The 25,419-nt window shown below is 41.0% G+C and carries 23 protein-coding genes and 1 pseudogene; 19 read left to right on the top strand and 5 right to left on the bottom strand.

Annotation, left to right across the window (positions count from 1 at the left end; all coding sequences use genetic code 11):
• The first annotated feature begins 18 nt into the window (after positions 1-18).
• From eda to C1642_RS07265, 4 genes and pseudogenes are all read left to right on the top strand, one after another.
• Positions 19-639 carry a bifunctional 4-hydroxy-2-oxoglutarate aldolase/2-dehydro-3-deoxy-phosphogluconate aldolase gene (gene eda, locus C1642_RS07280; RefSeq protein ID WP_000034283.1) on the top strand — a complete coding sequence of 207 codons (621 nt, stop codon included), beginning with the start codon at positions 19-21 and terminating at the stop codon, positions 637-639.
• 195 nt (positions 640-834) lie between these two features.
• On the top strand, positions 835-2,193 hold the full coding sequence (locus tag C1642_RS07275) for a gluconate:H+ symporter (RefSeq protein ID WP_058061622.1): 1,359 nt from the start codon (positions 835-837) through the stop codon (positions 2,191-2,193).
• 17 nt (positions 2,194-2,210) lie between these two features.
• A complete protein-coding gene (locus tag C1642_RS07270) occupies positions 2,211-2,723 on the top strand; it encodes a gluconokinase (protein WP_103236126.1) in 513 nt (170 codons plus the stop codon).
• Between the two features lie 172 nt (positions 2,724-2,895).
• Positions 2,896-4,517, top strand: a pseudogene (locus tag C1642_RS07265) (NADP-dependent glyceraldehyde-3-phosphate dehydrogenase).
• Positions 4,518-4,622: 105 nt separating this feature from the next.
• Here C1642_RS07265 and C1642_RS07260 read toward each other — a convergent pair.
• Positions 4,623-5,888, bottom strand: a complete 1,266-nt coding sequence (locus C1642_RS07260; protein WP_001154159.1) for a glutamate-5-semialdehyde dehydrogenase — start codon at positions 5,886-5,888, stop codon at positions 4,623-4,625.
• Between the two features lie 299 nt (positions 5,889-6,187).
• Between C1642_RS07260 and C1642_RS07255 the strand changes: the two genes are divergently transcribed.
• Positions 6,188-7,501 carry an alpha/beta fold hydrolase gene (locus C1642_RS07255; RefSeq protein WP_017816405.1) on the top strand — a complete coding sequence of 438 codons (1,314 nt, stop codon included), beginning with the start codon at positions 6,188-6,190 and terminating at the stop codon, positions 7,499-7,501.
• A 53-nt stretch (positions 7,502-7,554) separates the two neighbouring features.
• On the opposite strand, the gene C1642_RS07250 is transcribed toward C1642_RS07255, so the two are convergent.
• Both C1642_RS07250 and nagZ read right to left on the bottom strand, forming a co-directional pair.
• The gene (locus C1642_RS07250) at positions 7,555-8,397 is read right to left on the bottom strand and encodes a class I SAM-dependent methyltransferase (RefSeq protein ID WP_002132835.1); all 843 of its coding nucleotides are present in this window, start codon (positions 8,395-8,397) and stop codon (positions 7,555-7,557) included.
• A 325-nt stretch (positions 8,398-8,722) separates the two neighbouring features.
• On the bottom strand, positions 8,723-9,742 hold the full coding sequence (gene nagZ / locus C1642_RS07245) for a beta-N-acetylhexosaminidase (protein WP_031999782.1): 1,020 nt from the start codon (positions 9,740-9,742) through the stop codon (positions 8,723-8,725).
• A 192-nt stretch (positions 9,743-9,934) separates the two neighbouring features.
• Between nagZ and C1642_RS07240 the strand changes: the two genes are divergently transcribed.
• The 14 genes from C1642_RS07240 to C1642_RS07175 all read left to right on the top strand — a co-directional run bounded on the left by C1642_RS07240 (position 9,935) and on the right by C1642_RS07175 (position 24,598).
• Positions 9,935-12,118: a carboxy terminal-processing peptidase gene (locus C1642_RS07240; RefSeq protein WP_000776302.1), complete on the top strand. Its 2,184-nt coding sequence runs from the start codon at positions 9,935-9,937 to the stop codon at positions 12,116-12,118.
• 138 nt (positions 12,119-12,256) lie between these two features.
• Positions 12,257-13,555, top strand: a complete 1,299-nt coding sequence (locus C1642_RS07235) for a glycosyltransferase family 4 protein (RefSeq protein WP_103236125.1) — start codon at positions 12,257-12,259, stop codon at positions 13,553-13,555.
• Between the two features lie 24 nt (positions 13,556-13,579).
• Positions 13,580-14,131, top strand: coding sequence for a phosphatase PAP2 family protein (locus C1642_RS07230; RefSeq protein ID WP_000669565.1), 552 nt, complete (start codon positions 13,580-13,582; stop codon positions 14,129-14,131).
• 99 nt (positions 14,132-14,230) lie between these two features.
• On the top strand, positions 14,231-14,431 hold the full coding sequence (iscX, locus tag C1642_RS07225) for a Fe-S cluster assembly protein IscX (protein WP_000524329.1): 201 nt from the start codon (positions 14,231-14,233) through the stop codon (positions 14,429-14,431).
• Between the two features lie 113 nt (positions 14,432-14,544).
• A complete protein-coding gene (gene ndk / locus C1642_RS07220; RefSeq protein ID WP_000963851.1) occupies positions 14,545-14,976 on the top strand; it encodes a nucleoside-diphosphate kinase in 432 nt (143 codons plus the stop codon).
• Between the two features lie 122 nt (positions 14,977-15,098).
• The gene (gene rlmN / locus C1642_RS07215; protein WP_000093084.1) at positions 15,099-16,331 is read left to right on the top strand and encodes a 23S rRNA (adenine(2503)-C(2))-methyltransferase RlmN; all 1,233 of its coding nucleotides are present in this window, start codon (positions 15,099-15,101) and stop codon (positions 16,329-16,331) included.
• A 15-nt stretch (positions 16,332-16,346) separates the two neighbouring features.
• Positions 16,347-17,147: a type IV pilus biogenesis/stability protein PilW gene (gene pilW / locus C1642_RS07210; RefSeq protein WP_193789719.1), complete on the top strand. Its 801-nt coding sequence runs from the start codon at positions 16,347-16,349 to the stop codon at positions 17,145-17,147.
• Complete coding sequence (locus C1642_RS07205) at positions 17,138-17,929, top strand: helix-turn-helix domain-containing protein (RefSeq protein WP_000405161.1); 792 nt, start codon at positions 17,138-17,140, stop codon at positions 17,927-17,929. Before pilW ends, C1642_RS07205 begins: the two co-directional genes overlap by 10 nt.
• A gap of 21 nt (positions 17,930-17,950) precedes the next feature.
• Positions 17,951-19,066, top strand: coding sequence for a flavodoxin-dependent (E)-4-hydroxy-3-methylbut-2-enyl-diphosphate synthase (ispG, locus tag C1642_RS07200; RefSeq protein WP_000572095.1), 1,116 nt, complete (start codon positions 17,951-17,953; stop codon positions 19,064-19,066).
• On the top strand, positions 19,063-20,355 hold the full coding sequence (gene hisS, locus C1642_RS07195; RefSeq protein WP_000095253.1) for a histidine--tRNA ligase: 1,293 nt from the start codon (positions 19,063-19,065) through the stop codon (positions 20,353-20,355). The genes ispG and hisS overlap by 4 nt, the downstream gene beginning before the upstream one ends.
• Before the next feature lie 28 nt (positions 20,356-20,383).
• Positions 20,384-21,082, top strand: coding sequence for a YfgM family protein (locus C1642_RS07190; protein WP_000058788.1), 699 nt, complete (start codon positions 20,384-20,386; stop codon positions 21,080-21,082).
• Positions 21,082-22,227, top strand: coding sequence for an outer membrane protein assembly factor BamB (bamB, locus tag C1642_RS07185; protein WP_103236124.1), 1,146 nt, complete (start codon positions 21,082-21,084; stop codon positions 22,225-22,227). Before C1642_RS07190 ends, bamB begins: the two co-directional genes overlap by 1 nt.
• 187 nt (positions 22,228-22,414) lie before the next feature.
• Positions 22,415-23,824 (top strand): ribosome biogenesis GTPase Der, encoded by a 1,410-nt coding sequence (der, locus tag C1642_RS07180; protein WP_000805592.1) that lies wholly within the window; start codon positions 22,415-22,417, stop codon positions 23,822-23,824.
• A 117-nt stretch (positions 23,825-23,941) separates the two neighbouring features.
• A complete protein-coding gene (locus C1642_RS07175; protein WP_103236139.1) occupies positions 23,942-24,598 on the top strand; it encodes a 4'-phosphopantetheinyl transferase family protein in 657 nt (218 codons plus the stop codon).
• Positions 24,599-24,665: 67 nt separating this feature from the next.
• Here C1642_RS07175 and secB read toward each other — a convergent pair whose 3' ends face one another.
• Together secB and grxC are read right to left on the bottom strand one after the other, a co-directional pair.
• Positions 24,666-25,124, bottom strand: a complete 459-nt coding sequence (gene secB, locus C1642_RS07170; RefSeq protein ID WP_001288260.1) for a protein-export chaperone SecB — start codon at positions 25,122-25,124, stop codon at positions 24,666-24,668.
• A gap of 27 nt (positions 25,125-25,151) precedes the next feature.
• Entirely contained in the window at positions 25,152-25,409 is a 258-nt protein-coding gene (gene grxC / locus C1642_RS07165; protein WP_000729828.1) for a glutaredoxin 3, read from the bottom strand.
• Positions 25,410-25,419: the final 10 nt, after the last annotated feature.

Raw genomic sequence — 25,419 nt, 5'->3', positions numbered from 1 at the left:
CAAAGGAATTACAAAGTAATGAGCAAGATTGAAGATGTTGTCAAATTAGGTCCAGTAATTCCGGTGTTGGCTTTTGACTCTGCCGAACAAGGTGAACATGTCTCACGTGCGTTGCATGCTGGTGGTGTAAAGGTACTGGAAATTACTTTACGTACAGCTGCTGGGCTTGCTGCCATTGAACGTGCATCTCAGTTAGCAGATGACATTGTGGTGGGTGTGGGAACAATTACCAAGCCTGAGCATTGTGCGCAAGCTAAAAAAGCTGGTGCTAAATTTGGGGTATCACCTGGTTTGACCAAAGACTTGCATTTGGCTGCACAAGATGCAGGTTTACCTCTTTTACCAGGCGTAATGACACCGAGTGATCTCATTCAAGCGATTGAGTTGGGCTACGACATTGTGAAGTTTTTCCCTGCTCAACAGGCAGGTGGGGTTGAGATGCTAAAAGCATTTTATGGTCCATTTCCAAACTTACGTTTCTGCCCAACAGGTGGAATTACAGCAGAGACAGCTCCAGATTTTTTAAAGCAACCTAATGTGGTGTGTGTAGGTGGGTCATGGTTAACGCCTAAACCTGTTGTCGCTGCACAAGATTGGGCTGAAATTACCCGTTTAGCCCAAATTGCAAGTCAGTTGTGAGTTTTACGAAAGTAATTGTGGTTTAAAAATCTAAAGTGTCTTTTAGGTGCTTTAGATTTTTTGTGATGCTGTGACTGGCGGTTGCCAGTCATACTAAATATAAAAAATGAGTGCTTCAACAATGAGTATATCTCTGGTTGAAGACCTTTATTTAGGCATTGCCTAGATAACATTATTCCAAGGAGAAAGTGTCACATGGAGACGGTTCAGGGTGGCATGTTGCTTGTCTATACTTTAATTGCGATCGTTGCTTTGATTGTCATGATCGCGAAGTTTAGAATTTACCCCTTTTTAGTTCTTATTATTGTTTCTCTAGGTTTAGCTCTTGCAGTTGGCATGCCAATGGACGGGATTGTTAAATCATATGAAGCAGGTACCGGTAAAACACTAGGTCACCTTGCGATTGTGATTGCGTTAGGAACCATGCTTGGCAAGATGATGGCTGAGTCAGGTGGTGCAGAACGAATAGCAATTACTTTAATTAAATGGTTTGGTGAAAAACATATTCACTGGGCTATGATGTTCATTGCGTTAATTGTAGGGCTTCCGGTATTTTTTGAAGTTGGTTTTGTACTTCTTATTCCAATTGCATTCAATATTGCCAAACGTACAGGTAAATCATTATTAATTGTTGGTTTACCTATGGTTGCGGGTTTATCGGTCGTACATGGGTTGATTCCACCGCATCCAGCCGCTTTGCTTGCGGTACAGGCTTACCATGCCGACATCGGTAAAACCATTATGTACAGTTTATTGGTTGGCGTCCCGACGGCGGTTGTTGCAGGTCCATTGTATGCATTATGGATTAACAAATATGTCAAATTGCCTGAAAATAATCCTTTAGCAAAGCAGTTTGTTGAAGCAGATACTAACAATACACGTGAATTGCCGAGCTTTGGGATTACCTTATTTACGATCATGCTACCGGTTGCATTGATGCTAGTTGGTAGTTGGGCAGATGTTTTCTTTGCACCAAAAACATTCCCAAATGAGTTATTACGCTTTATTGGTACTTCTGATATTGCATTGCTTATTGCTGTTTTGGTCAGCTTTATTACTTTCGGCACTATGCAGGGTTTTAACCGTGAACAAATTGAAAAATTCTGTGGTGGATGTCTGGCTTCAATTGCGGGTATTTTGCTGATTGTTGGTGCTGGTGGCGGTTTCGGCGGTATTTTAAGAGACAGTGGAATTTCTAATGAAATCGTCTCTACTGCTTTAAAAGCAAACCTTTCACCATTGTTATTAGGATGGCTTGTTGCTGCTCTCATACGTCTGGCAACAGGTTCGGCTACTGTTGCGATGGCCACGGCTTGTAGCATTGTTGCACCTATTGCGGCAGCAGCAGGTGTAGTCGTTAGACCTGAACTTTTAGTATTAGCGACAGGTTCTGGATCATTAATTTTCTCCCATGTAAATGATGCTGGTTTCTGGCTAATCAAAGAATATTTTGGAATGACAGTTGGGCAGACACTGAAGACTTGGTCTGTACTGGAAACAATTATTTCGGTACTTGGTTTGTCTTTCACATTGTTGCTTAGTGCTGTTTTGTAATTAGAGGTAGGTAATCCATGATAGTGATAGCAATGGGTGTTTGTGGCACAGGGAAAACCCTTATTGGTGAGTTGTTATCAGAGCGTTTGGCTTGTGAGTTTCTTGATGGCGATACGCTTCATTCAGCTGCAAATAAAAGTAAGATGAGCCAAGGTATTCCTTTAACCGATGAAGACCGCTTGCCATGGTTGCAAGCTATTCGTCAGGCAATTGACGCAAAACAAAGAGATGGTGAAACGGCTGTGTTTACATGCTCATCTTTAAAGCGGATGTATCGCGATATTTTAAGAGGGCAGGACCAGAACGTTAAGTTTGTATATCTAAAAGGTTCTTATGAACTATTACAGCAAAGACTTGCAGAAAGATCTGGTCATTTTTTTGATCCGGCATTGTTACAAACCCAGCTAGATACATTAGAGGAACCTGATGTGAATGAAGCAATTGCTATCGATATTGCTCTCACACCAGAACAGATCATTGAACAAGTTATCCAGAAGCTAGGGGTAACTGATAGTGTGTGTCGGGGGTAAATTCATCTAGAAAATATCGAAACTATCCATGCTTTAAGAATTCACCTTGTGGTCTACGGTTCAAGCAAGGTGAGTACTGATAATAATAGTGGTATTGATCCGAAGAAGAACTGATTTCAGTGTACGGTTCGGGGATATATAAAGACATACAAATAATAAGGTATTAAGAAGAATGAATCAGTTAAATAATTTACAGCATAAATTTCCAGTAGTGGACGGTATTCCTGAAAGTGTACGTTTGCCATCTCAAATTCATCAGCGTGTCTCACTCGTGGATGGTGAGTTGAAGTTATGGGCTGGTGCAACCAAGAAAACATTATCTCCGATCTGGATTCAGCAGCCTGACGGTAGCCTACAGCAAGTTGAACTTGGTAGTTATCCAGTCATGGGCGAAAAAGAAAGCGATGAAGCACTAGAGGCAGCGGTACGAGCTTATAACAATGGTCGTGGCGAATGGCCAATGATGAAGGTTAGTGAGCGTATTGCATGTATGCAAAATTTCATTCAACGCATGGTAGAGCAACGAGATCTGATTATTAAGCTGATCATGTGGGAAATTGGCAAGAGCTTGGCTGATTCAGAGAAAGAATTTGATCGTACTATTACCTATATGCGTCAAACCATTGATGCCCTGAAAGATCTGGATAATGCTAACTCCCGCTTTGTGAAGGCACCATTGGTCAAATTCGTCGTACTCCATTAGGTGTTGTGTTGTGTATGGGGCCATACAACTACCCGCTAAACGAAACCTTTGCAACCCTGATCCCGGCTATGCTGATGGGTAATACCATTATTTTTAAACCGCCTCAATTTGGAACCTTATTATTTGAACCATTGCTAGAGGCATTTCGTGATTCATTTCCAAAAGGGGTGATCAATACCATTTATGCACCAGGTTCTCTAGTAGTGCCGCATTTGCTGGCATCTGGGCAAATTAATGTACTGGCACTGATTGGTTCTAGTAAAGTGGCCGACCACTTGAAAAAGCAACATCCTAAATCTCACCGTCTGCGTGCGATTTTGGGGTTGGATGCGAAGAATGCAGCTATCATTTTGCCAGATGCTGATTTGGACCTGACAGTGAAAGAGTGTCTGTTGGGTGCATTGTCATTCAATGGTCAGCGTTGTACAGCTTTAAAAATGCTGATGGTGCACCGTTCGATAGCCGATGAGTTTGTTAACCGTTTAACGACTGAGCTGGCTAAACTGAAAGTAGGTATGCCGTGGGAAAAAGGTGTATCTATTACGCCGCTACCAGGCATGCACCGTACAGCCTACATGACTGAAGTGATTGAAGATGCGGTGGCAAAAGGAGCAAAAGTGGTTAATCCGGAAGGTGGTGAATTCTGCAAAACCATGTTCTATCCAGCCGTAGTTTATCCAGTGACTGAGGGGATGAGACTGTATCGCGAAGAACAGTTTGGCCCAGTGGTACCAGTTGCTGTTTATGATGATATTGAAACTGTATTGGATTATGTCACTACTTCTGATCATGGTCAGCAGGTGAGTATTTTTGGTAGTGACCCAGCGCAAATTGGCCATTTGGTCGATACACTTGTACATCAAGTTTGTCGTGTAAACATCAACTGTCAGTGTCAACGTGGTCCTGATGTATTCCCATTTGGTGGTCGTAAAGATTCTGCAGAAGGTACACTTTCTGTGCATGATGCGCTTCGTGCATTCTCGATCCGCTCTATGATTGCGGCTAAACAGACGGATGACAGTAAAGGTATGCTGGCTTCTATGGTGTCTGAGCACTATTCGAAATTTGTGAATACCGACTTTATTTTCTAATTGATCTATGGTTAAAAAAAACAGCCTTCGGGCTGGCTTTTTTATGGGAAATAACAAAATAAAAACGCCTGATATGGATCAGGCGTTTTTATTTAAATAGGAGGCTTATTGACGAATTTGACCGTCACCTAACACAATCCATTTTTGAGAAGTTAAACCTTCTAAGCCAACAGGGCCGCGTGCATGAATCTTATCTGTTGAGATACCAATTTCAGCACCTAAACCATATTCAAAGCCATCGGCAAAACGAGTTGATGCATTAACTACGACAGAGCTTGAATCTACACGAGCCAAGAACTGACGTGCCAAAGTATAGTTCTCTGTCACAATTGCATCGGTATGATGCGAACCATATTTGTTGATATGGTCAATTGCTTCATCAATACCGCTAACCACTTTAACTGCAAGAATCGGCCCTAGATATTCGGTATACCAATCTTCTTCTGTCGCAGGTTTGACAGTAGTACCCAAAATACGACGTGTTTCTGGGCAACCACGTAGCTCAACTTGTTTTTCAGCATAAAGCTCAGCAATGTGTGGTAAGAAAACTTCTGCAATTTTTTCATCAACGAGCAGAGTTTCCATTGCATTACAAACGCCGTAACGATGTGTTTTAGCATTCAAGGTAATTGGTAACGCTTTTTGTAAGTCTGCTTGTGCTTCTACAAACACATGACAGTTACCATCAAGATGCTTAATCACAGGAATACGAGCTTCGTTGGTTACACGCTCAATTAAGCTTTTACCACCACGTGGAACAATGACATCTACATACTCAGCCATAGTAATGAGGTGACCAACCGCTGCGCGGTCAGAAGTTTCAATCACTTGTACTGAGTGCTCAGGTAAACCAGCAACTTTTAAGCCATGCTTCACCGCTTCTGCGATTGCTTTATTTGACTCAAGTGCTTCTGAGCCACCACGTAAAATAATGGCATTGCCCGATTTAATTGCTAAAGATGCAGCTTCAAGTGTGACATTTGGACGTGATTCGTAAATCATACCAACGACACCTAGAGGTACACGCATTTTCCCAATTTGAATGCCTGTGGGGCGATATGCAAGATCCGTAATTTCCCCAATTGGATCGACAAGCGCGATCACATCTTTTAAACCTTGCAACATCCCTTTAAAACGTGCGGGCGTAAGCTCAAGACGATCAAGTAAGGCGCTGTCGAGCTGGTTGCTACGACCTTTTTCCATGTCGATTTGATTCGCCGCCAAGATAGCTGCTTGGTTGTTTTCCAAAGCAGTATAAATAGCAGAGAGTGCATGATTTTTAAGTGAGGTAGAAGCACTTGTTAAGACGCGTGAAGCATCACGTGCTTGTTGCCCAACTTTTTGCATATATTGTTCAATTGAATCTTGCATAGCATTTTTTAATCATTTACCAATGACTACGATAGTAGCAGTCAAATGCGGAACAATGAATGGCTTTTTTGGAAAAATGTGACCGCTATAAAAAAACATTTAAATATTTTGCAAACTATTCGCGGCTTAAACAGGATGAGCGGTCAATTCAGCGATTGCGTATATTTCAGACAATTGTTTAGAATGGACTTGTGCAATACAAACTAATACAAATTTTAAAGATTTGTGCATAAAAGATTACATGTTCAAGAAGGAACTCTTGCAGCATAAAAAAATTACAGCAAGGAGGAAGCAAGGATATGAATTCCATTATTCAAATGGATTCGGAGATAAACCAAGCTTATGCCGGTTTTGGGTTTTTCGATATCTACCATAGAGATAGTTTTAAACAGCCAGCTCGTACCACATGGATTGACGGTTGGAAAATTGAATACATGGCGATTGCAGACCCACAAACGATTCACAAAACACCGATTGTGATTGTTGGCGGTGCTTTTCAAAATTTTAACTCGTATAAATATTGTGTTGAACAACTATTTGAAAGTGGCCCAGTGATTTTAATCGACTTGCCATCTATGGGCGCAAATCAACAAATTACCAATCGAGATACCGGAATTTCTGCTGGAACATTAGAGCTTCCCGATTTGTCGGAAATGTTAGGACGTTGGCTAGATATCGTCGGAATTCAAAAAGTTTCTGTAATGGGAATGTCGTTGGGTTCAGTTGTTGCTTCTTGTTTTGCTTATCATCGTCCAGATTTGATGGACCGTATGATTTTAATGGGTGTCATGCAAAAGACCCGTAAAAGTTGGCGGATGATTCTGGAAGAGTCGCTCAAACTCATGCAAGAAAATCGTATGGAAGAGTTTGGGCAAGCGGTAATTTTATATTTGGTGAATCATGCCAAATTAGATAAAACACGTATGTCGCCTACAGCTAAAAAATTATTTTTTAGGCAAATGGCAGAATTTACGGGTACTGAACGAGAGCGTTATGAAATTAACTGTAATCGCCTTTTGCGTTTAACAGATGTACCTATTCCAGAATGTAAGACACTGGTCGCAGCAGGGCAGTACGATAGTTTTACTTTGCCTCATGAAAATGCCAATTTTGCTTTGCAATGTCCGAATATGGAATTTGCTCTGATTGCTAACGCCGACCATGTGCCGCAGCTCCAGCGTCGTAAAGAAACTATGAGTTTGTTCACTTCATTTTTGAAAGGTGAATCTATCCAAAATCTGGATGGCATTATTCCAATGACGCGTGAGCAAATGCAAAACATGGAACGCCGAGGTGAAGAGCGTATACCAGTTCTCCAGCCTAAAACCAAACTGAGCCACCGTGAATGTGAAACAGAGGTGCCAGTGACGATTGTTGACGTGACTTTCTTTGGGATGTATTTGAAGTTAGATGATGTAGCACAGCTTGAGTTTGTAAATGAACACCCACGTGATTTGGCTTTACATTTAGAAGATGAAGAGGGTGCTTTCTCGATTGAGTGTTTAATTTTTGAAGCTACTGAACAAGGAGTCCGTGCCTTATTTAAACATGGTAGCTTTGAGCTTGCTGACCGTTTAAGCCGCTTCATTGCTCGCCAGAAACAAGCAGCTTAACGTTTAATTCTTTTATGATTTGGAAGCCTCAAAACTCACGAGGCTTCCATTTTTTATTTTAATTGAGCATGGATAGTCCAGACTAAGTCGCCTAAATGCTCTTCATCGCTGTCTCTAGAAACTTGTCCAAAGAATATTTGAGGTTGTTCAACGTTAACTTGACTAAAGCCTGCATCTTTAAAAAAGTCTTTCACTTCTAGTGGAGTCTTAAAATGAAAACTAAATGAGCTTCGAGACATAAGTTTAAGTAATTTACTACTGTTCCAGATAATACTAGCAAGTTTGTTTTTAACGGGTTCAGGATACAGGTCGGTTAAATAATAAAGCTTTTTAAAGGAAGCACCATAGTGGGCAATGGATTGGATCAGTTGCTTTAATAAGTCTTTATCAAAATAGTTGATTAAACCTTCACTGATTACAACTAGTGGGCGATTAGAGTCAAATACTTCAAATGCTTGAGCAAAGGCTTCGGTAAATAAATCGACTGATAAAACCTCAGGTGCATTTTTTTCAATTTGTTGTAATGCATTTTGTTTGGTTTGTGCCATATCGGGTAAATCAAGCTCTCGATAGCTAATGGAAGGATAATGCTGCCTAAACCACCAGCCACGTGGTGATAAACCACAAGCGATTTCAAGAACTTGTAAATCAGGGTTTTCTTGAATTAACTTCTCTAAATCATGATCAAGCATGGTATGGCGCTGTTTAAGCGTCGTGCGCATGCTGCCGCCCACATATTTCTCTGCCCAAGACTCTAATGGGTGAACTAAATATGCCAGTGATTTGCCTTTACTGGTGGCAAGTGCTTCATGTGAGATCCCCATTTGATACCAGATATAGCCTGTATAGTGGGCTGTAAAAGAAATGTGGCGGTGTTTTGAAAGGTGTTGTGTCATTCGTCCTGAACTCGATTTATTGTTTTTGTGTGATCTTCATTATTAATAACAATGAAGAGGTTCTAATGCATTGATGGTGAATGAACCTGCATGACGGAGTCCTGTCAATTAGGTTGGCATTCTGGGATGAACTTTCAGTTGGAGTTACTTTTCTTTCGGGAAAAGTAACCAAAACCATTGTCATACGCAAAACCTGTTCACTTTCTGCATCTATCAAATATATTGAAGCAATCAATATCCTTCAGCAGATGAGCAGGTTGCGTATGACTTATCCGCGTATCAGATAGTGAATAGGTTTTTGTAGCCAATTAAAATTTTTACTAACTTAAATCGAATTCTTAAACTCTTCAATGGCTGTTTTGACAGCTTGCCAGTCATTTCCAAGCGATAAAGTTTCACCAACTTGGATTTGTGGAATTCGACCACGCATACGTTCTAAACGCTCTTGATTTGGTAGTTCTAAGTTTGCAATACCATCGAGTGCTGTACATGCTGCACTACGGTCATTACACACTAGCCCCATATCACAGCCTGCTGCCAGAGCCGCTTGAATACGCGCATCTGCACCCCCAGCGACACAAGCAGCTTGCATGCTTAAGTCATCGGAGAAAAGTACGCCATTAAATTTCAAGCGATTACGAAGGACTTCTTGAATCCAGAAAGGTGAGAAACCTGCCGGATTTGGGTCAACCTGATCGTAAATCACATGTGCAGGCATGAGCGCATCTAGCTCAGGCATAAGCTTAATAAAGCTTTGCATGTCATGGTTATAAATTTCGTCATAGCTACGGCTATCGATTGCAGCTGCGACATGTGAATCGGCTTTTACCGAACCGTGACCAGGGAAGTGCTTACCGGTATTTGCCATGCCGGCTTTTTTCATACCGCGCATAAATGCGCCAGCGAGCGGAGCGATATCTTCAATATTTTTAGAGAAGCCACGGTCACCAATTACATCGCTAATTGCATTCAGATCTAAAACTGGCGCAAAACTAAAATCGATCCCCACAGCCAAAACTTCAGTTGCCATTAACCAGCCGCACTGTTCAGCTAATCCAAGTGCTTTTTGAGGTTGAGTGATATAGAGCTCGCCAAAACGGCCCATGGCTGGCAATAATGTAAAGCCAGATTTTAGACGTTGAACGCGACCACCTTCTTGGTCGACAGCAATCAAAATATCTGGGCGAACTTGGCGCATATGGTCGGTTAAAGCACGGACTTGTTGTGGTGATTCAATATTTCGTGCAAATAAAATCATGCCACCGACTTGCGGAGCTTGTAATAGTTCAATATCTTCTTGAGTAAGTTCTGTGCCGGCTATGTCCAGCATCAACGCGCCAATCATATTGGTTCCATTTGAATTTTGATTGAAAAACAATAAGCGAATTTTGCAATGATTTGCTACATTTTGTCAGTACAGAATATGATAAAACTACACGGTATAAACAATTTAGTTGGTTAAGATGTTGAATCTGCTTAGTTCATATCGATAACAGAGCGTGTAAGATACGAACACCCAAGGAAGTATTAAGAATTTATGAAACTTCAAACTATAGCTTGTGCAGTAGCAATCGCGACTGGCGGTTTATTCTTCTCTCATACGATGAACGAAGCAAGAGCAGCAACCAATACTGCTGCTGTTTCTCAATCGATCCAGCCAACGCAAGAGCAAGCCTTGGTGGCTCGTCAACTGGCAACTTTAGTAGACCGCCAACATTATTTAAATATGCGTCTGGATGCGAACACATCTAACCGTATTCTTGATATGTACTTAGACAGTCTTGATCCGGACCACTCATTATTTTTAGACGCTGAAGTTCAAAACTATAAAAAGCTCTATGGTTCAAATTTTGGTGCTTCATTAAAAGCGGGGAATTTAACTGGGCCATTTGCTATTCACCAGCAATATCGTGAGCGCTTAAAACAGTTTTATGAGTTCATGCTTGCTGAGTTGAAGAAACCACAAAACTTAAAACAGCCAAATACTTTTATTGAAGTAGATCGCGAAAAAGCACCGTATTTTAAAACGTCAGCTGAACAGCAAAATCACTGGCGTAAAATGCTGGTTTCTCAGTTAATTAATTTAACAATTAGCCGTGAAGAAGAGCAGGCAAAACAAAAGGCGTTAAAAGAGAACCCTTCACTTGCTGATGGTCAAGATTTAACAGGCCCCGAAGATTTAACGCCAGCTCAGACTTTGACTAAGCGTTATACGCGTCAGCTTGAAAGAATTAGTCGTGTGAAAAGCGACGATGTGTTGGATAAAACATTAAATGCAATGTTGGCAACTTATGATCCGCACAGTAACTATTATCCGCCAATTGATGCGATAGAGCTGAACCGCCAAACAACCTTACAACTTGAAGGTATTGGGGTATCGATTCGCCCAGAACGTGGTAATGAAGATTACACCAAGATTGAAACTATTGTAGAAGGTGGTCCTGCAAGTAAGTCTGGTCAAGTGAAATCAGGAGACCGAATCGTTGGTGTCGCTCAAGAGGGCGGCAAAATGATCGATGTGGTCGGCTGGTCGAGTTCGGAAATTGTTGGGTTGATTCGTGGTAAGCGCGGTACAAAAGTAACGTTGAAGCTTCTTGGTGCTGGTGCATCAATGAGTCAAGCACGCAATGTGACTTTGGTACGTGATGTTATTCAAGAAGAAGATGCCGGTGTTCGTTCACGTACAGTTGAAGTGACACGTGATGGTAAAAAGCATCTATTAGGTGTGATTGAAATTCCGTCGTTCTATTTTGACTATCGTTCACGTCGTGCTGGTCAGCAATATCGCTCAGTTTCTGAAGATACGGCAAATGCTTTTGAGGCATTAAAAGCCAAGAAAGTTGAAGGTATTATTATTGACTTGCGTAATGACCCAGGTGGTTCATTAGAAGAAGTTGCACGTATGCTCGGACAAGTGATTAAGTCAGGTCCAGTTGTGCAAATTCGTGATGGCAATGGCAACGTAAGTGTATTTGAAGACAACGATGGTGGTCAGCAAATCTATACAGGTCCACTCGCTGTATTGGTGAACTTGGCATCAGCATCTGCAAGTGAAATTTACTCTGCTGCAATTCAAGATTATGAGCGTGGCATTATCATTGGTAGTACAACCACAGGTAAAGGTACAGCTCAGGTTCAACTCGATACTTTGGCATATGGTCAAGCAACCTTAACTCAGCGTAAATTCTACCGTGTAACTGGTGGTAGTACACAAAACAAAGGTGTAGTGCCAGATATTAAGCTTGTTGATATCTATAACGAAGAGTTTGGTGAGCGTAAATCGAAAAATGCGTTGAAGTGGGATACGATTCCGACTGCACCATTTAAGCGTGAAGGTTCAGTGCAGCCATATGTAGCGAAGCTGTCTCAACTTTCGGAACAACGTGTTGCTGTTGATCCACAGTTTAAGTATTTAAATAAACGTACGGCAATTGCGAAGGTTACGAGTGACCAGAAACAAGTTGTGCTTGATATTGATAAGCGCCGTGCAGAGCTTTTGAGTTTAGAAAAGCAAACTTTAGATGCTGAAAATGAACGTCGTATAGCAACAGGTCAAAAACCTTTCCCTAACTGGGAAAGCTATCAGGCTTCTCTAGATGCTCTAGCTGAATCTCGTGCCAAAATGAAAGCTAATCAACGTCCTGCGTTGCCAGAAGAAGAAACATTCGTAAATGAAGCTGCGAATGTATTGATGGATTATGCGAAATTGCAGAACCGTTAAGTTCTCTTGTCTGTTTTATGAAAAAGCACGCTGTTCTCAGCGTGCTTTTTTAATTTTTATGTCAGTAAACTGTCATGCATTTATCATCAAAGTGTCAAGAAAGCTGCTTAATCTTTAAGCATGAAAATAAATATACTGATGGATGGCGCTATGCAAGGCTCATACGCGACAGCACTATTAAAACAACAGCAACTTCCTGAAAGCTTCCAATTCTATTTTAAACAAAAACAGCATTTGTCTAATACTCAGGAATTGCACCAACTTCACGAGTTGGTTCGTCCTCGTTTAAAAATTGCGATTGTGACAGAAACATGGCCGCCTGAAATTAATGGTGTAGCACTCTCTTTGTTGCAGTTATGCCAAGGTTTACAGAAACAAGGGCATAAAATTCTACTTGTTCGACCTGAGCAAAAAGCCAAATGTCATGATTTTTTGCCAGAACAAGAATGTCTGGTCATGTCACAAGCGATTCCAAAATATCCAACTTTGCAATTTGGCTGGCCCCAATATTTAAAAGTTTCAAAAGCTTTTGAAAAATTTGTGCCAGATGTCGTACATATTGTGACTGAAGGGCCGTTAGGTTTAACAGCCATGCAAGCTGCAAAAGCCAAAGATATTCCGGTCTCTAGTGGTTTTCATTCGCCGTTTCAAGATTTTAGCAGGTTCTTCGATTTGGCCTTTTTGGTGAAGCCGATTCAAAAATACCTTTGCTGGTTCCATAACAATACTCAGGTGACCTGTGTTCCGAGCAAGGACACGGAAGAGGCTTTACGCGGTTTTGGAATTACATGTCCTCTAGTCGTTGTTGGGCGAGGAGTGGATACTACTCGTTTTTCACCAAAACATCGCTCAGAAAGCTTACGCCAGCAATGGGGCGTTGAATCCGATACACGTGTCATGTTGTATGTAGGTCGTTTATCACCGGAAAAAGAAGTCCAGCTGATCGTTGAGAGTTATGCAGCTATGCAAAACATTCAGCAACAGAAAACTAAACTGGTTGTGGTGGGAGATGGCCCGGATCTTGCTCGATTAAAAGCACTACCTGAAGCGAAAAATGTTATTTTTACGGGTAGTTTGCGCGGGCACGATTTGGCAGTCGCATATGCAAGTGCCGATGTCTTTGTATTTGCAAGCCAAGTTGAAACGTTTGGTAACGTAGTTTTGGAAGCAATGGCGAGCGGTTTGCCAGTTATCGCGTATGATTATGCATGTGCACACCAGTATTTAATACATGGCGTAAACGGTTGGTTAAGCCCACTTGGGCATAAGAACCATTTTATACAACAAATTTATCAGCTTCCTTCAATACAACAACTTAGAGAAATGGGCATACAAGCCTGTCATAAAGTACAGCAAAGCGGTTGGCAACTTCCGGTACAGCAATTAGAACAGGCATTTTATCAGGTAGTGAAGGAACCCTCGGTGGACTTCACCTAAGTATCCTAAAATAGGAGAACAACCATGAAATTTAAGAATGCAAAAATAAAAATACTCGATCTCGATTTACGAGGCTGTTTATATCTCAATAATTTCTCTCATTCACAGCGTGTGGCATTATTCTTCAAAATTATTAGCCGTGCTGGTGACGGACCTTTTTGGTACCTCATGTTGGCGATTGTATGGGGAATGCAGGGCATTACCTATAGCTTGCAAATTATCTATTTGCTACTTGGTGGTTCAGTTGGAACAGCAATTTATAAATTCTTAAAACATAAAACCACGCGTCCACGTCCTTACCAAGTACATCAGGTGATTGTTCTCGGTGAAAGACCACTCGATCACTTTAGTTTTCCATCAGGTCATACGTTACATGCTGTCATGGTAACAATTGTGTTGGGGTATATCCAACCTGTGTTGCTTGCAGCGATGTTGCCGTTCATGGTGCTTGTGGCATTGTCTCGTATGGTACTTGGGCTTCACTATCCGAGTGATGTGATTGTAGGCGCACTTATTGGTGCAGCAGTAGCAAGTCTGATTATTTTTGTCGCGCCATTATTGGGCATTGCTTTATAACGAACAGTAATTTTTATCAGCTTAAGCTATCGATTAGGTTTGTGGATTTGCTAAAGTACACAGTTCTTGATTTAGCAGATTAAACAGATAGGAGCCGCTATGGGCTTACGTTGGACAGATACGATTGATATTGCCATTGAATTGTCAGAAGCACATCCAGAAGTTGATCCGCAATGGATTCGTTTTACCGATTTACATGCATGGGTTTGTGCGTTACCAGACTTTAGTGATGACCCAAATAAATCAACCGAAGGATTGCTAGAAGCTATCCAAATGGCTTGGTTGGATGAAGTTCGCTAAAAACAGTAGAAAAAATCGCAACTTTTACACATTCAAAGCTGATTATTGCCTATGACATCGGTATAATGCGGCAAATTTTTTAAAGTTTAAATCTTAAAATAAAGGAGCCACTCATGGCAATTGAACGTACTTTGTCTATCGTAAAGCCAGATGCTGTGTCTAAAAACCACATCGGTGAAATTTTTGCTCGTTTCGAAAAAGCGGGTTTAAAAATTGTTGCGACTAAAATGAAACACCTTTCTCAAGCTGATGCTGAAGGTTTCTATGCAGAGCACAAAGAACGCGGTTTCTTTGGTGACTTAGTTGCATTCATGACTTCTGGTCCAGTTGTTGTATCTGTTCTTGAAGGTGAAAACGCAGTTCTTGCTCACCGTGAAATCTTAGGTGCTACAAACCCTAAAGAAGCGGCTCCTGGTACTATCCGTGCTGATTTCGCTGTAAGCATCGATGAAAATGCTGCTCACGGTTCTGACTCAGTTGCTTCTGCAGAGCGTGAAATTGCTTACTTCTTTGCTGACAACGAGATCTGCCCACGCACTCGTTAATCGAAAGCATTCAAACCAGATAAGTGGTATACTACTTATCTGGTTTTTTTATTCTCTCAAGAGCATATTGTTTGATTCTTGAACAATATATTCTTTTTTTGACATGGTTTAGGTAAATACACATGAGTTCTGCAGTGGTCGTTTCATCTGAAAATCTTGATGGACAGCAGCAATCTTCGTCCACGCCAGCATCGCCTGCTGCCGAAAAAGTGAATTTACTTGGCATGTCACGTGCTGAATTAGAAAAATTCTTTGAAGATATTGGTGAGAAAAAGTTTCGTGCCGGTCAGGTTATGAAATGGATTCATCAATACTTTGTTACTGATTTTGCTGAAATGACTAATATTTCAGGCAAATTGCGTGCAAAGCTTGAACAAATTTGTGAAATTAAAGCCCCTGAAGTGGTACACCGTCATTATTCAAAAGACGGAACACGTAAATGGGTGTTTCGTGTAGGTGAAGGTTCTGGCTCTTTAGTAGAAACTGTATTAATTCCTGCCGAAGATAAAACAGGTTCACGCAAAACTTTGTGTATTTCTTCACAAGTGGGCTGCGCATTGGACTGCTCATTTTGTTCAACAGGTAAGCAAGGTTTTCAGCGTGATTTAACCCCAGATGAAATTATTGGGCAACTTTGGATGGCAAACTATTCCTATATGGAAGAAGTGCCTGTTGCTGAGCGCGAGCGTTCAGTGACCAATGTCGTAATGATGGGTATGGGTGAGCCACTACTCAACTACGATGCCGTATTAAGCTCAATGCACATTATGCTCGATGACTTTGCTTATGGTATGTCAAAACGACGTGTGACTTTGTCAACGTCAGGTGTTGTGCCAAAAATTGACCAACTTGCAAAAGATATTGATGTTGCTTTAGCAATTTCCCTACATGCGCCAAATGATGAATTGCGCAATGAACTTGTGCCTATTAATAAAAAATATCCATTAGCTCAGTTGATTGCGGCATGTCAGCGTTATATTGCCAAAGATGGTAATGAAAGCGCGCGTAAACATGTGACCATTGAATATGTGATGTTAGAAGGTGTGAACGACCAACCTGAACATGCACAGCAGTTGCTTAAATTACTTAAAAACTTACCAAGTAAAATTAACTTGATTCCATTTAATCCGTTCCCTCATGCGCCATATGGACGCTCAAGTCGAAATCGTATCATCTCTTTCCAAAAAACTTTGTCTGATGCAGGATTTGTGTGTACGATTCGTCAAACACGTGGCGATGATATTGATGCCGCATGTGGACAATTGGTCGGCCAAGTTGCTGACCGTACGCGTCGTGCTGAGCAGTGGCAAAAGAAAGTGGCTCAACGACAAGAGATTTTACGTACACAAGGATAATATTGAGGGCAGACTTTGAGTACTCCGAAGTTGAAGATCATGTTATGTATGGGGGTTGCTGTTGCACTTTTGACAAGTGGTTGTCAGACTTCGCAAACGGTTAAAAAGGACCCGGAAAAAGCAGTAAAAGTGCGTACGCAGCTTGCTGCCGAATACATTCGTTCTGGTGACTTGGATTCTGCAAAGCGTTCTCTTGACCAAGCGTTAAGTGTCGATAGTCGTGATGCAACGGCAAATATGATGATGGGTATTTTATTGCAACAAGAAGGCAGTAAACCCAATTTAGAAAAAGCGGAACATTACTTTAAGCGTGCAATTTCGTCTGAACCAGACAATGCTCAGGCACGTAATAATTATGGTACGTATTTGTACCAAATGGAGCGTTATAATGATGCTATTGAGCAATTTCGTATTGCTGGTGCAACATTAGGCTATGATCAACGTTACCAGGCTTTAGAAAATCTGGGGCGAATTTATTTAAAACTAGGCGATATTGCGAGTGCTGAAAAAACATTCAAACAAGCACTTCTTGCTAACCGCGAATCTTACATTTCAATGTTAGAGTTAGCAGAAATTTTTTATTTGCAGCAGCAGGTTCCGGCTGCTACACAAATGTATGAACAATATGTTCGTACAGTGGGGCAGAAAAATCAGGGTGCACGTGCACTTTGGATTGGTTTAAGAGTGGCTCGAGCCAATGCGGATAAAATGGGAATGCAAGTTTTAGTAAACCAGTTACGTGCTTTATTCCCGGAAAGTCCAGAATATCAACGTTATTTGCAATTACAGTATAGTACTGAGGCCGTATGGAAATAAATCCTAATTCACAGCAGCCAACTGGCTCAAGCTTACCGACTTCTGCTTTAGGAAATATTCAACGTCCTGGTGAGTATTTACGTCAAATTCGTGTTTCTCAGAAAAAAGAATTAGAGCAAGTATCTTCAGATTTAAATATGCCGCTGAAAACGCTTAATGCGTTAGAGCAAGACGACTATAAATCTTTGCCAGAAGCGACTTTTATCAAAGGCTATTATCGTTCTTATGCGAAGTATTTAAATACTGATGCAACTGCAATTATCCAGCGTTTTGATGAGATTTATGCAAACGATACTGGGCTTTTGCCAAATCATGCTTTAAACAACTCACCAATTAAAATCATGGGTAAATTACCGGGTTCTAATAGTGATCGTAACAAAAAATGGTTAAAGCGCGCACTGCTTGCAATTTTGATTATTGCTGTCGTGTCATTAATTGTGATGGGTGTCCAAAAATGGACCTCAAACAAAGAAGATGCTGAGCTGCCAAAAGCAAATCAGTCTAATGTTGAAGTTTTACCTATGAAAGGGAATGCTTCTGCAACAGTGGGTGACCAATTGGTGTTAAACTTTAACCGTCCAACTTCTGTTCATATTGTAGATGCAACAGGGAAGGTTTTAGCGACGGGTCGTCAGGCATCGACTTTAACCTTAAATGGTGAGTCTCCATTCCAGATTCGTCTTGATGATGCAACGGCTGTGTCATTAAGTCTAAACCAAGAACAGATTTCATTGTCTCCATATACGGTAAACGGTAAAGCTGAATTCCGTTTATCCCGCTAATACCATGAGTTGAGCGATACAATGATAGAGAACCCAATTAAACGTCGACCAACACGTAAAATCCGTGTTGGTTCGGTCTATGTCGGTGGCGATGCACCTATTAGTGTGCAAAGTATGACAAATACCGAAACTTGCGATGTTGACGCAACTGTGGCTCAGATTGAGCGCTGTGTTGATGCAGGTGCAGATATTATGCGTGTTTCAGTGCCTTCTATGGAAGCTGCTGAAGCCTTTGGTGCAATCCGTAAGCGTGTTTCAGTTCCATTAGTTGCTGATATCCATTTTGACCATAGAATTGCTTTGGCAGTTGCAGATTATGGCGCGGACTGCTTGCGTATTAACCCGGGCAATATCGGTTCAGACCAGAAAGTTCGTGAAGTTGTGGCTGCGGCACGTCATCACGGTATTTCTATGCGTATTGGCGTGAACGCGGGTTCTCTAGAAAAAGATTTACAGAAAAAATATGGCGAGCCTACAGGGCAGGCACTTCTTGAGTCAGCTTTACGTCATATTGATATTTTAGACCGTCTTGACTTCCATGAGTTTAAAGTCAGCGTAAAAGCATCGAATGTGTTTTTAACCATGGATGCTTATCGTTTGCTTTCACAACAAATTGATAATCCATTGCACTTGGGTGTAACCGAGGCTGGTATTTACCGTACAGGTACTGTGAAATCAGCGATTGCTCTTGGTGGGTTATTAATGGAAGGCATTGGCGATACGATGCGTATTTCGCTTGCTGCTGAACCTGAAGATGAAATCAAGATCGGTTTTGATATCTTAAAATCGCTTGGCCTACGTTCTAATGGTATTAACTTTATTGCTTGTCCAAGTTGTTCTCGCCAAGAATTTAACGTGATTCAGGTGATGCAGGCTTTAGAAGAGCGTTTAGAAGATATCCGTACACCAATGGACGTTTCGGTTATTGGCTGTAAGGTAAATGGCCCAGGTGAAGCAAAAGAAGCAGATATCGGGGTTGTTGGGGCTGCGCCTCGTTCATTGGTTTATCGTAATGGTGAAAAAAGCCATTTAATTGATACCAATCAATTGGTTGATGAAATCGAAACTATGGTTCGTCAACGTGTTCAAGAGCTTGAAGAAGCTAAATCTAAAGAAATTATTCGTAGTTCATCATGAGTTCAATTGTCGCAATCAAAGGTTTTAATGACGTTTTACCAACGCAAACAGCAGCGTGGAGACGTCTCGAGCAGCATTTAGCATCTTTAATGGATGCATATGGTTACCAACAAATTCGTTTGCCGATCGTTGAACAAACGGGACTATTTAAACGTGCTATTGGTGATGCGACCGATATCGTAGAAAAAGAAATGTACACATTCTTCGATAAAGGAAACCCACCTGAGTCACTGACTTTACGTCCGGAAGGAACAGCGGGTTGTGTTCGTGCGTTGGTTGAACATAACTTGTTGCGTGGTGCTACGCCACGTGTGTGGTATATGGGACCTATGTTCCGTTATGAAAAACCACAAAAAGGCCGTTACCGCCAGTTCCACCAGTTTGGTGTGGAAACTTTTGGTGTAGCGACTCCTGATATCGACGCTGAGTTGATTATGTTGACTGCCCGTTTGTGGAAACGTATGGGTGTTGATCACATGGTTCAACTTGAGTTGAATACTTTGGGTGAAACAGATGAGCGTACGGAATATCGTAATGCTTTGGTTGCGTTCTTAAATGAACATAAAGATGCTTTGGATGAAGATTCACAGCGCCGTTTAACAACAAACCCATTACGTATTTTAGATTCTAAAATTGAGTCGACTCAGAAAATTCTGGAAAATGCGCCGAAATTACATGACTTCTTAAAAGAAGACAGTTTAAGCCACTTCCAACAATTACAAGATTATTTGACAGCCGCAGGCATTAAATTTGTAATTAACCAAAAATTGGTACGTGGTCTAGATTATTACAATAAAACTGTTTTTGAATGGACAACAACAGCATTAGGTTCGCAAGGTACAGTATGTGCAGGTGGACGCTATGATGGTTTGGTTGGCCAGTTAAAAGGTAAGGCTGATCAGTCTGTTCCAGCGGTCGGTTTTGCAATGGGGATGGAGCGTTTATTGCTTCTACTTGAGCAAGTCGAACAAGCTGAAATTGTACGTGACTGTGAAGCGTTCTTGGTTGCAGAGCCTGCTTATCAATCTAAAGCATTAGTTTTGGCAGAACAATTACGTGACCAATTAGAAGCTGCGAATAGTAACATCCGCATTAAAACTGGTTCACAAGGCAGCATGAAGAGTCAGATGAAAAAAGCTGATCAGGCTGGGGCTGTTTACGCCATAATTTTGGGTGAACGTGAGTGGGAAGCACAGCAGCTTGCTATCAAAGAGTTGGCAACAGCTGAGCAATCACAAGTTGCATTGGCTGAACTTGTACCATTCTTAATTGAAAAATTTACAAAATAAACTGAAACATCTGGAAAAGGACAATCACATGAGCTTAAGTGATGAAGAACAATTCGACAGCTTAAAGTCGTTCGCCAAAAAATATGGTTCTGCCATGATTAGCGGGATTCTCATTGCATTGATTGCCTTTTTCGGGTGGGAATATTGGCAAAAAAGAAATCTTGCAACGAGCCAGACAGAAACTGCAAAAGTACAGCAGTTAATGGATGAAGCAAATGCAACAGCCGATAATCCAAATGCTTTAGCTTCAATAACAGCTTCGGCAGATAAGATTGTAAAAGACGATATTGATTCAGTTCAGGCGATACAAACTCAATTTGTATTGGCAAAACTTGCATATGAAAAACAAGATTATGCTGCTGCTGAAAAAGCTTTGAAAAAAGTTGAGAATTCAAAAGTAAAAGATGAAGGACTGATTCAGGTTGTAAAATTGCGTTTAGCAGATGCACAATTGGCGCAAAACAAATATGATGAAGCTCTAAAAACCTTGTCTGGTGATGTCGATCCGGCATTTAAAGCAACAGTAGAAGAGTTACGCGGTGATATCTTTGTTGCTAAGAAAGATATTGATTCTGCTAAAAAAGCATATCAAGCTGCATGGGATTCGTTACTGGAACGTAAACAAGAGCGACAAATTTTACAAATTAAACTCGAAAGTGTTGGCGTTTTAGTTGAAGATCCACAGATTGAGCGCCCAATTTTGGAAACACAGGTGGAAGAGTCTTAATGAATCAGAAATTCAAACTGCCTTTGGCAATTGCAATCGCATCGGCTGTATTGGTCGGATGTTCTAGCAACAAAGTAAAAGAAGCAAAACCAAATCCACTACCGAAATTGACCGAGTCAAATAAGAGTTTGGTGCCCGTGTTTTCACGCAGTGTTTCTTCTACGAATAAGGCAGATCCATTACGTTTACAACTTGACGCTAGCGAAGGTGTTGTTTTTACCCTTGAACCTAAAGGTGAAGTTGCTGCATACCGTGGTAAACAACGTCTTTGGGAGAAAAAAGTTAGTAAATTGGGTTTAAGCTCTGGTGTTGAAGCAGCTGAAGGTATTGTTGTTGTTGGTAACAGCAAAGGTCAGTTATTTGCTTTAGATCAGGCAACGGGTGAACAAAAATGGACTGCACAATTATCCGGTGCTTTATTAAGTCCTTCTTTAGTTCAGTCTGGCCGCGTGATTACAATTGCAAATGACGGTACTGTATTTGCACATGATGTATCATCTGGACAACAAGTTTGGGCATATAAATTGCCAAATGTTCAGTTCAGTTTACGTGGTCAACCATCGCCAGTGAGTCTTGACCCTCGCACTGTTTTAATTGCTTCTGCAAATGCATATGTTTATGCAATTGATACGATTAGTGGTATTCCGCGCTTCCAACGCCGTGTTGCAGTAAGTGAAGGGCGTTCTGATATTCAGCGTTTAATTGACATTGATGGTGATCCGGTTGTTGCGGGTCAACTCATGGTAACAACTAGTTTCCAAGGCCAAGTAACTGTTACTGATCTTGCTTCTCAACGTGTGGTTTGGAGTGAAGATTCAAGTAGCACCAAGCGTCCAGAAGTTTATGATAATAAAGTGTTTGTTTCGTCAACTGACGGCAAGCTTACTGCTTATGACTTAACAACAGGCGAACAGCTTTGGCAAAATGATAGTCTCTTAAACCGTCATTTAAGTAATCCTGTCGTCTTGGGATCGGACCTCATTGTTGGTGATTTGGATGGTGTTTTACACCTAATCGACCCGACAACAGGTAAGTTGATTGGTCGTTCTAAAACAAGTGGTGAGGTCAATACATTACGTGTGATTGAGAATCAGCTCTATGTTTCGACCCGAAAAGGCGATTTAAGTATTTGGCAGAATCGTTAATTTTGTTCGCTTGTGCTAAAATAGCCGCTTAACAAATTACGCTGTTAAAAATATCGGGGTGTTTGAATTAAATCAGTTCAAAGCCCCGTCTTTTATTATGGTCATATCTGACCTTAAAATATATCTCCTGTACTGTTTCTAATGCTCATGCCATGAGATATGGCTGGTCTTGAATTAAGGTTATTGTATGAAACCCGTTATTGCGCTCATTGGTCGTCCGAATGTCGGAAAATCAACGTTATTTAACCAGATTACCAAGAGTCGTGATGCACTTGTAGCCGACTTCGCGGGTTTGACTCGTGACCGTAAATATGGTGATGCGACTTATCAAAATAAGTCTTTCATTGTTGTTGATACTGGCGGTATTGGTGAAAGTGAAGGCGGTATCGATAACTACATGGCCGAGCAGTCGAAAACAGCCATCAATGAAGCAGATATTATTATTTTTGTAGTTGATGCGCGTGCGGGATTGTTAGCTTCTGATGAGCAAATTGCCCGTGAATTACGTACTTTAGGCAAGAAAATTTATCTTGTTGCCAATAAGGTTGATGGTGTTCATGCTGAAGCTGCTTTGGTTGAGTTCTACAAGCTTGGTATGGGTGAACCATTACAAGTTGCAGCGAGCCATGGCCGTGGCGTACAACAAATGCTTGAGGATGTACTTCAAGATATTCCAGAAGATGAAAACCCTGAAGAGCATGACAAAGATACCGGATTGCGTCTAGCAATTATTGGTCGTCCGAACGTAGGTAAATCAACGTTAGTAAATCGCTTACTTGGTGAAGACCGTGTGGTAGCGTTTGACCAACCGGGTACAACTCGTGACTCTATTTATATTCCGTTCGAGCGTGAAGGTCGTAAATACACTTTAATTGATACAGCAGGTGTACGCCGTAAAGGTAAAGTTGATGAAATGATTGAGAAATTCTCAATTGTGAAGACTTTACAAGCGATGAAAGACGCACATGTGGTGGTGGTTGTAGTTGACGCCCGTGAAGGTATTGTTGAGCAAGACTTACATTTAATTGGCTATGCGCTGGAAGCTGGGCGTGCCATGGTCATTGCGATCAATAAATGGGACAACATGAGTGAATACGACCGCAAGCAGTGTAAGCTTGATGTTGAGCGCCGTTTTGACTTTATTCCTTGGGCTCGAATTCACCTTATTTCTGCTCTACATGGTACTGGGGTGGGTGAGTTATATCCATCAATTCACCGTGCTTATGAGTCTGCAAACTTAAAGGTATCTCCTGCGAAATTGACGCAAATTTTGAATGATGCAACTGATCAGCATCAGCCGCCGACAGTTCAAGGCCGTCGTATTAAAATGCGTTATGCGCACATGGGTGGGCAAAATCCACCAACTATTGTGATTCACGGTAACAAGGTGGATAAGACTCCTGCAGATTACCGCCGTTATTTAGAGAATGTGTTCCGTAAGGTTTATAAGCTTGAAGGTACACCAGTTAAAATTGAATTTAAGACTTCTGAAAACCCGTTTGAAGGCCGTAAGAGTCAGGTCGATGAGCGTACAGCTGCACGTCGTCGTCGTTATATTCAGAAATTCAAAAAAGCAGAAAAGAAATTTAAACGTTAATCTGTTTTTAATTGAAAAAGCCCAAAGTCTTCTTTGGGCTTTTTATTGTATTGTCTAATCAGGTATCAGTAAGGTTTTAATGCTAGCTTTGAATTATGGATGGTTCGGATTAATAAAATGAATAGTAAACATGTGGACATTTATATAGGAAAACTCAATGATTTTTTAAATCGAAAACAACACGACTTTCCCGACTTTCGTACATTTAATGAGTATAAAAAACAGCAAATACAACTTATTAAAAATAAACTGATTGCTCAAAAGCTAGAGATAGCACCAACAGATTTAGTATTTGCAAAATATGAGTATGGCAAACCTTACTTACTGGACCATGCTCTGCATTTTAATCATTCACATAGCCAACAATATTATGCTTTAGCGCTGAGTGAGCGAGTTAAAGATATTGGTATAGATGTTGAAGAGCTTGATCGTAAAGTACGTCTGGATAGTCTAGCACAACATGCTTTTCATCCTGATGAATATGCAACGTGGCAAAGTCTAGAACAAGATAGAGAATATTGGTTTAAAGTCTGGACGACTAAAGAAGCTGTTTTAAAAGCATCGGGTCTTGGTATACGTTTAGATTTAAATACCTTAAACACCCAAGCACATCCTACAAATCATGGCGGATTATGTTCGCATGAGCTTATTGGGACATTTGCCTACCAAAACTTTGTGTTCGGTAATATGATCTTAACAGTCGCATGGCGTTCAGAACAATCATGCGGTGGATTCCAGTTTCCTTCTATTCAGATTCATTCACTTGACCGTTAAATCTAAATTACTCCCATAAAAAAACCGCGAATTACGCGGTTTTTTGAGTTTAGGGTAAGCTATAAAATTAAGCTTGACCTTCAACAGCAGCAGCTTGAGCACGTTGCATGTTTGCTTCGAACTCTGCATCAAAGTTGATTGGAGTAAGAAGTAACTGTGGGAAGCTACCTTTTGTTACTAAGTCGTTTACAGCTTCACGTAAGAACGGGAACAAAATGTTCGGGCAGTATGCACCCAAAATGTAAGGTAAACGGTCTTCTTCGATATTATCGATTAAGAAAATACCAGATTGAGTTACATCTACGATGAACGCTGTTTCATTATCGTTATTGGCTTGAACCACAACTTTTAAAGATACTTCAAAGTGAGTTGGGTCAATCTTTTCAGCAGCAGAAGAAAGATTGATGTTAAGTTCAGGTTGCCATTGTTTAGTGAAAACTTGTGCCCCTGGAACCTCAAAAGAAATATCTTTTGTATAAATACGCTCTAAAGCTAATTGTGGTTGAACTTGTTGTTCTTCGCTCATTGTTTTTTCCTTAATATGGATGCGATGTTAAGCCAATAATTCGTCGAGTTTACCTTCACGCTCTAAAGCATAAAGTTGGTCAAAACCACCGATAAACTGATCATTAATAAAAATTTGTGGAACAGTACGATGATTTGTACGTTGCATTAATTCAGCACGTACTTCTGGCGCTTCAACAGAAAGATTTACTTCTTTGTAAGCAACACCTTTACGCTCAAGTAATTGTTTCGCGCGAACGCAGTACGGGCATACAGAAGTTGAGTAAACAATGACATTTGCTGCCATAACAATTCTC

This window comes from Acinetobacter sp. AKBS16 (assembly GCF_002899995.1).
GTDB classification, from domain to species: Bacteria; Pseudomonadota; Gammaproteobacteria; order Pseudomonadales; family Moraxellaceae; genus Acinetobacter; species Acinetobacter baumannii.
This window is presented reverse-complemented; position numbering and strand designations above follow the sequence as displayed.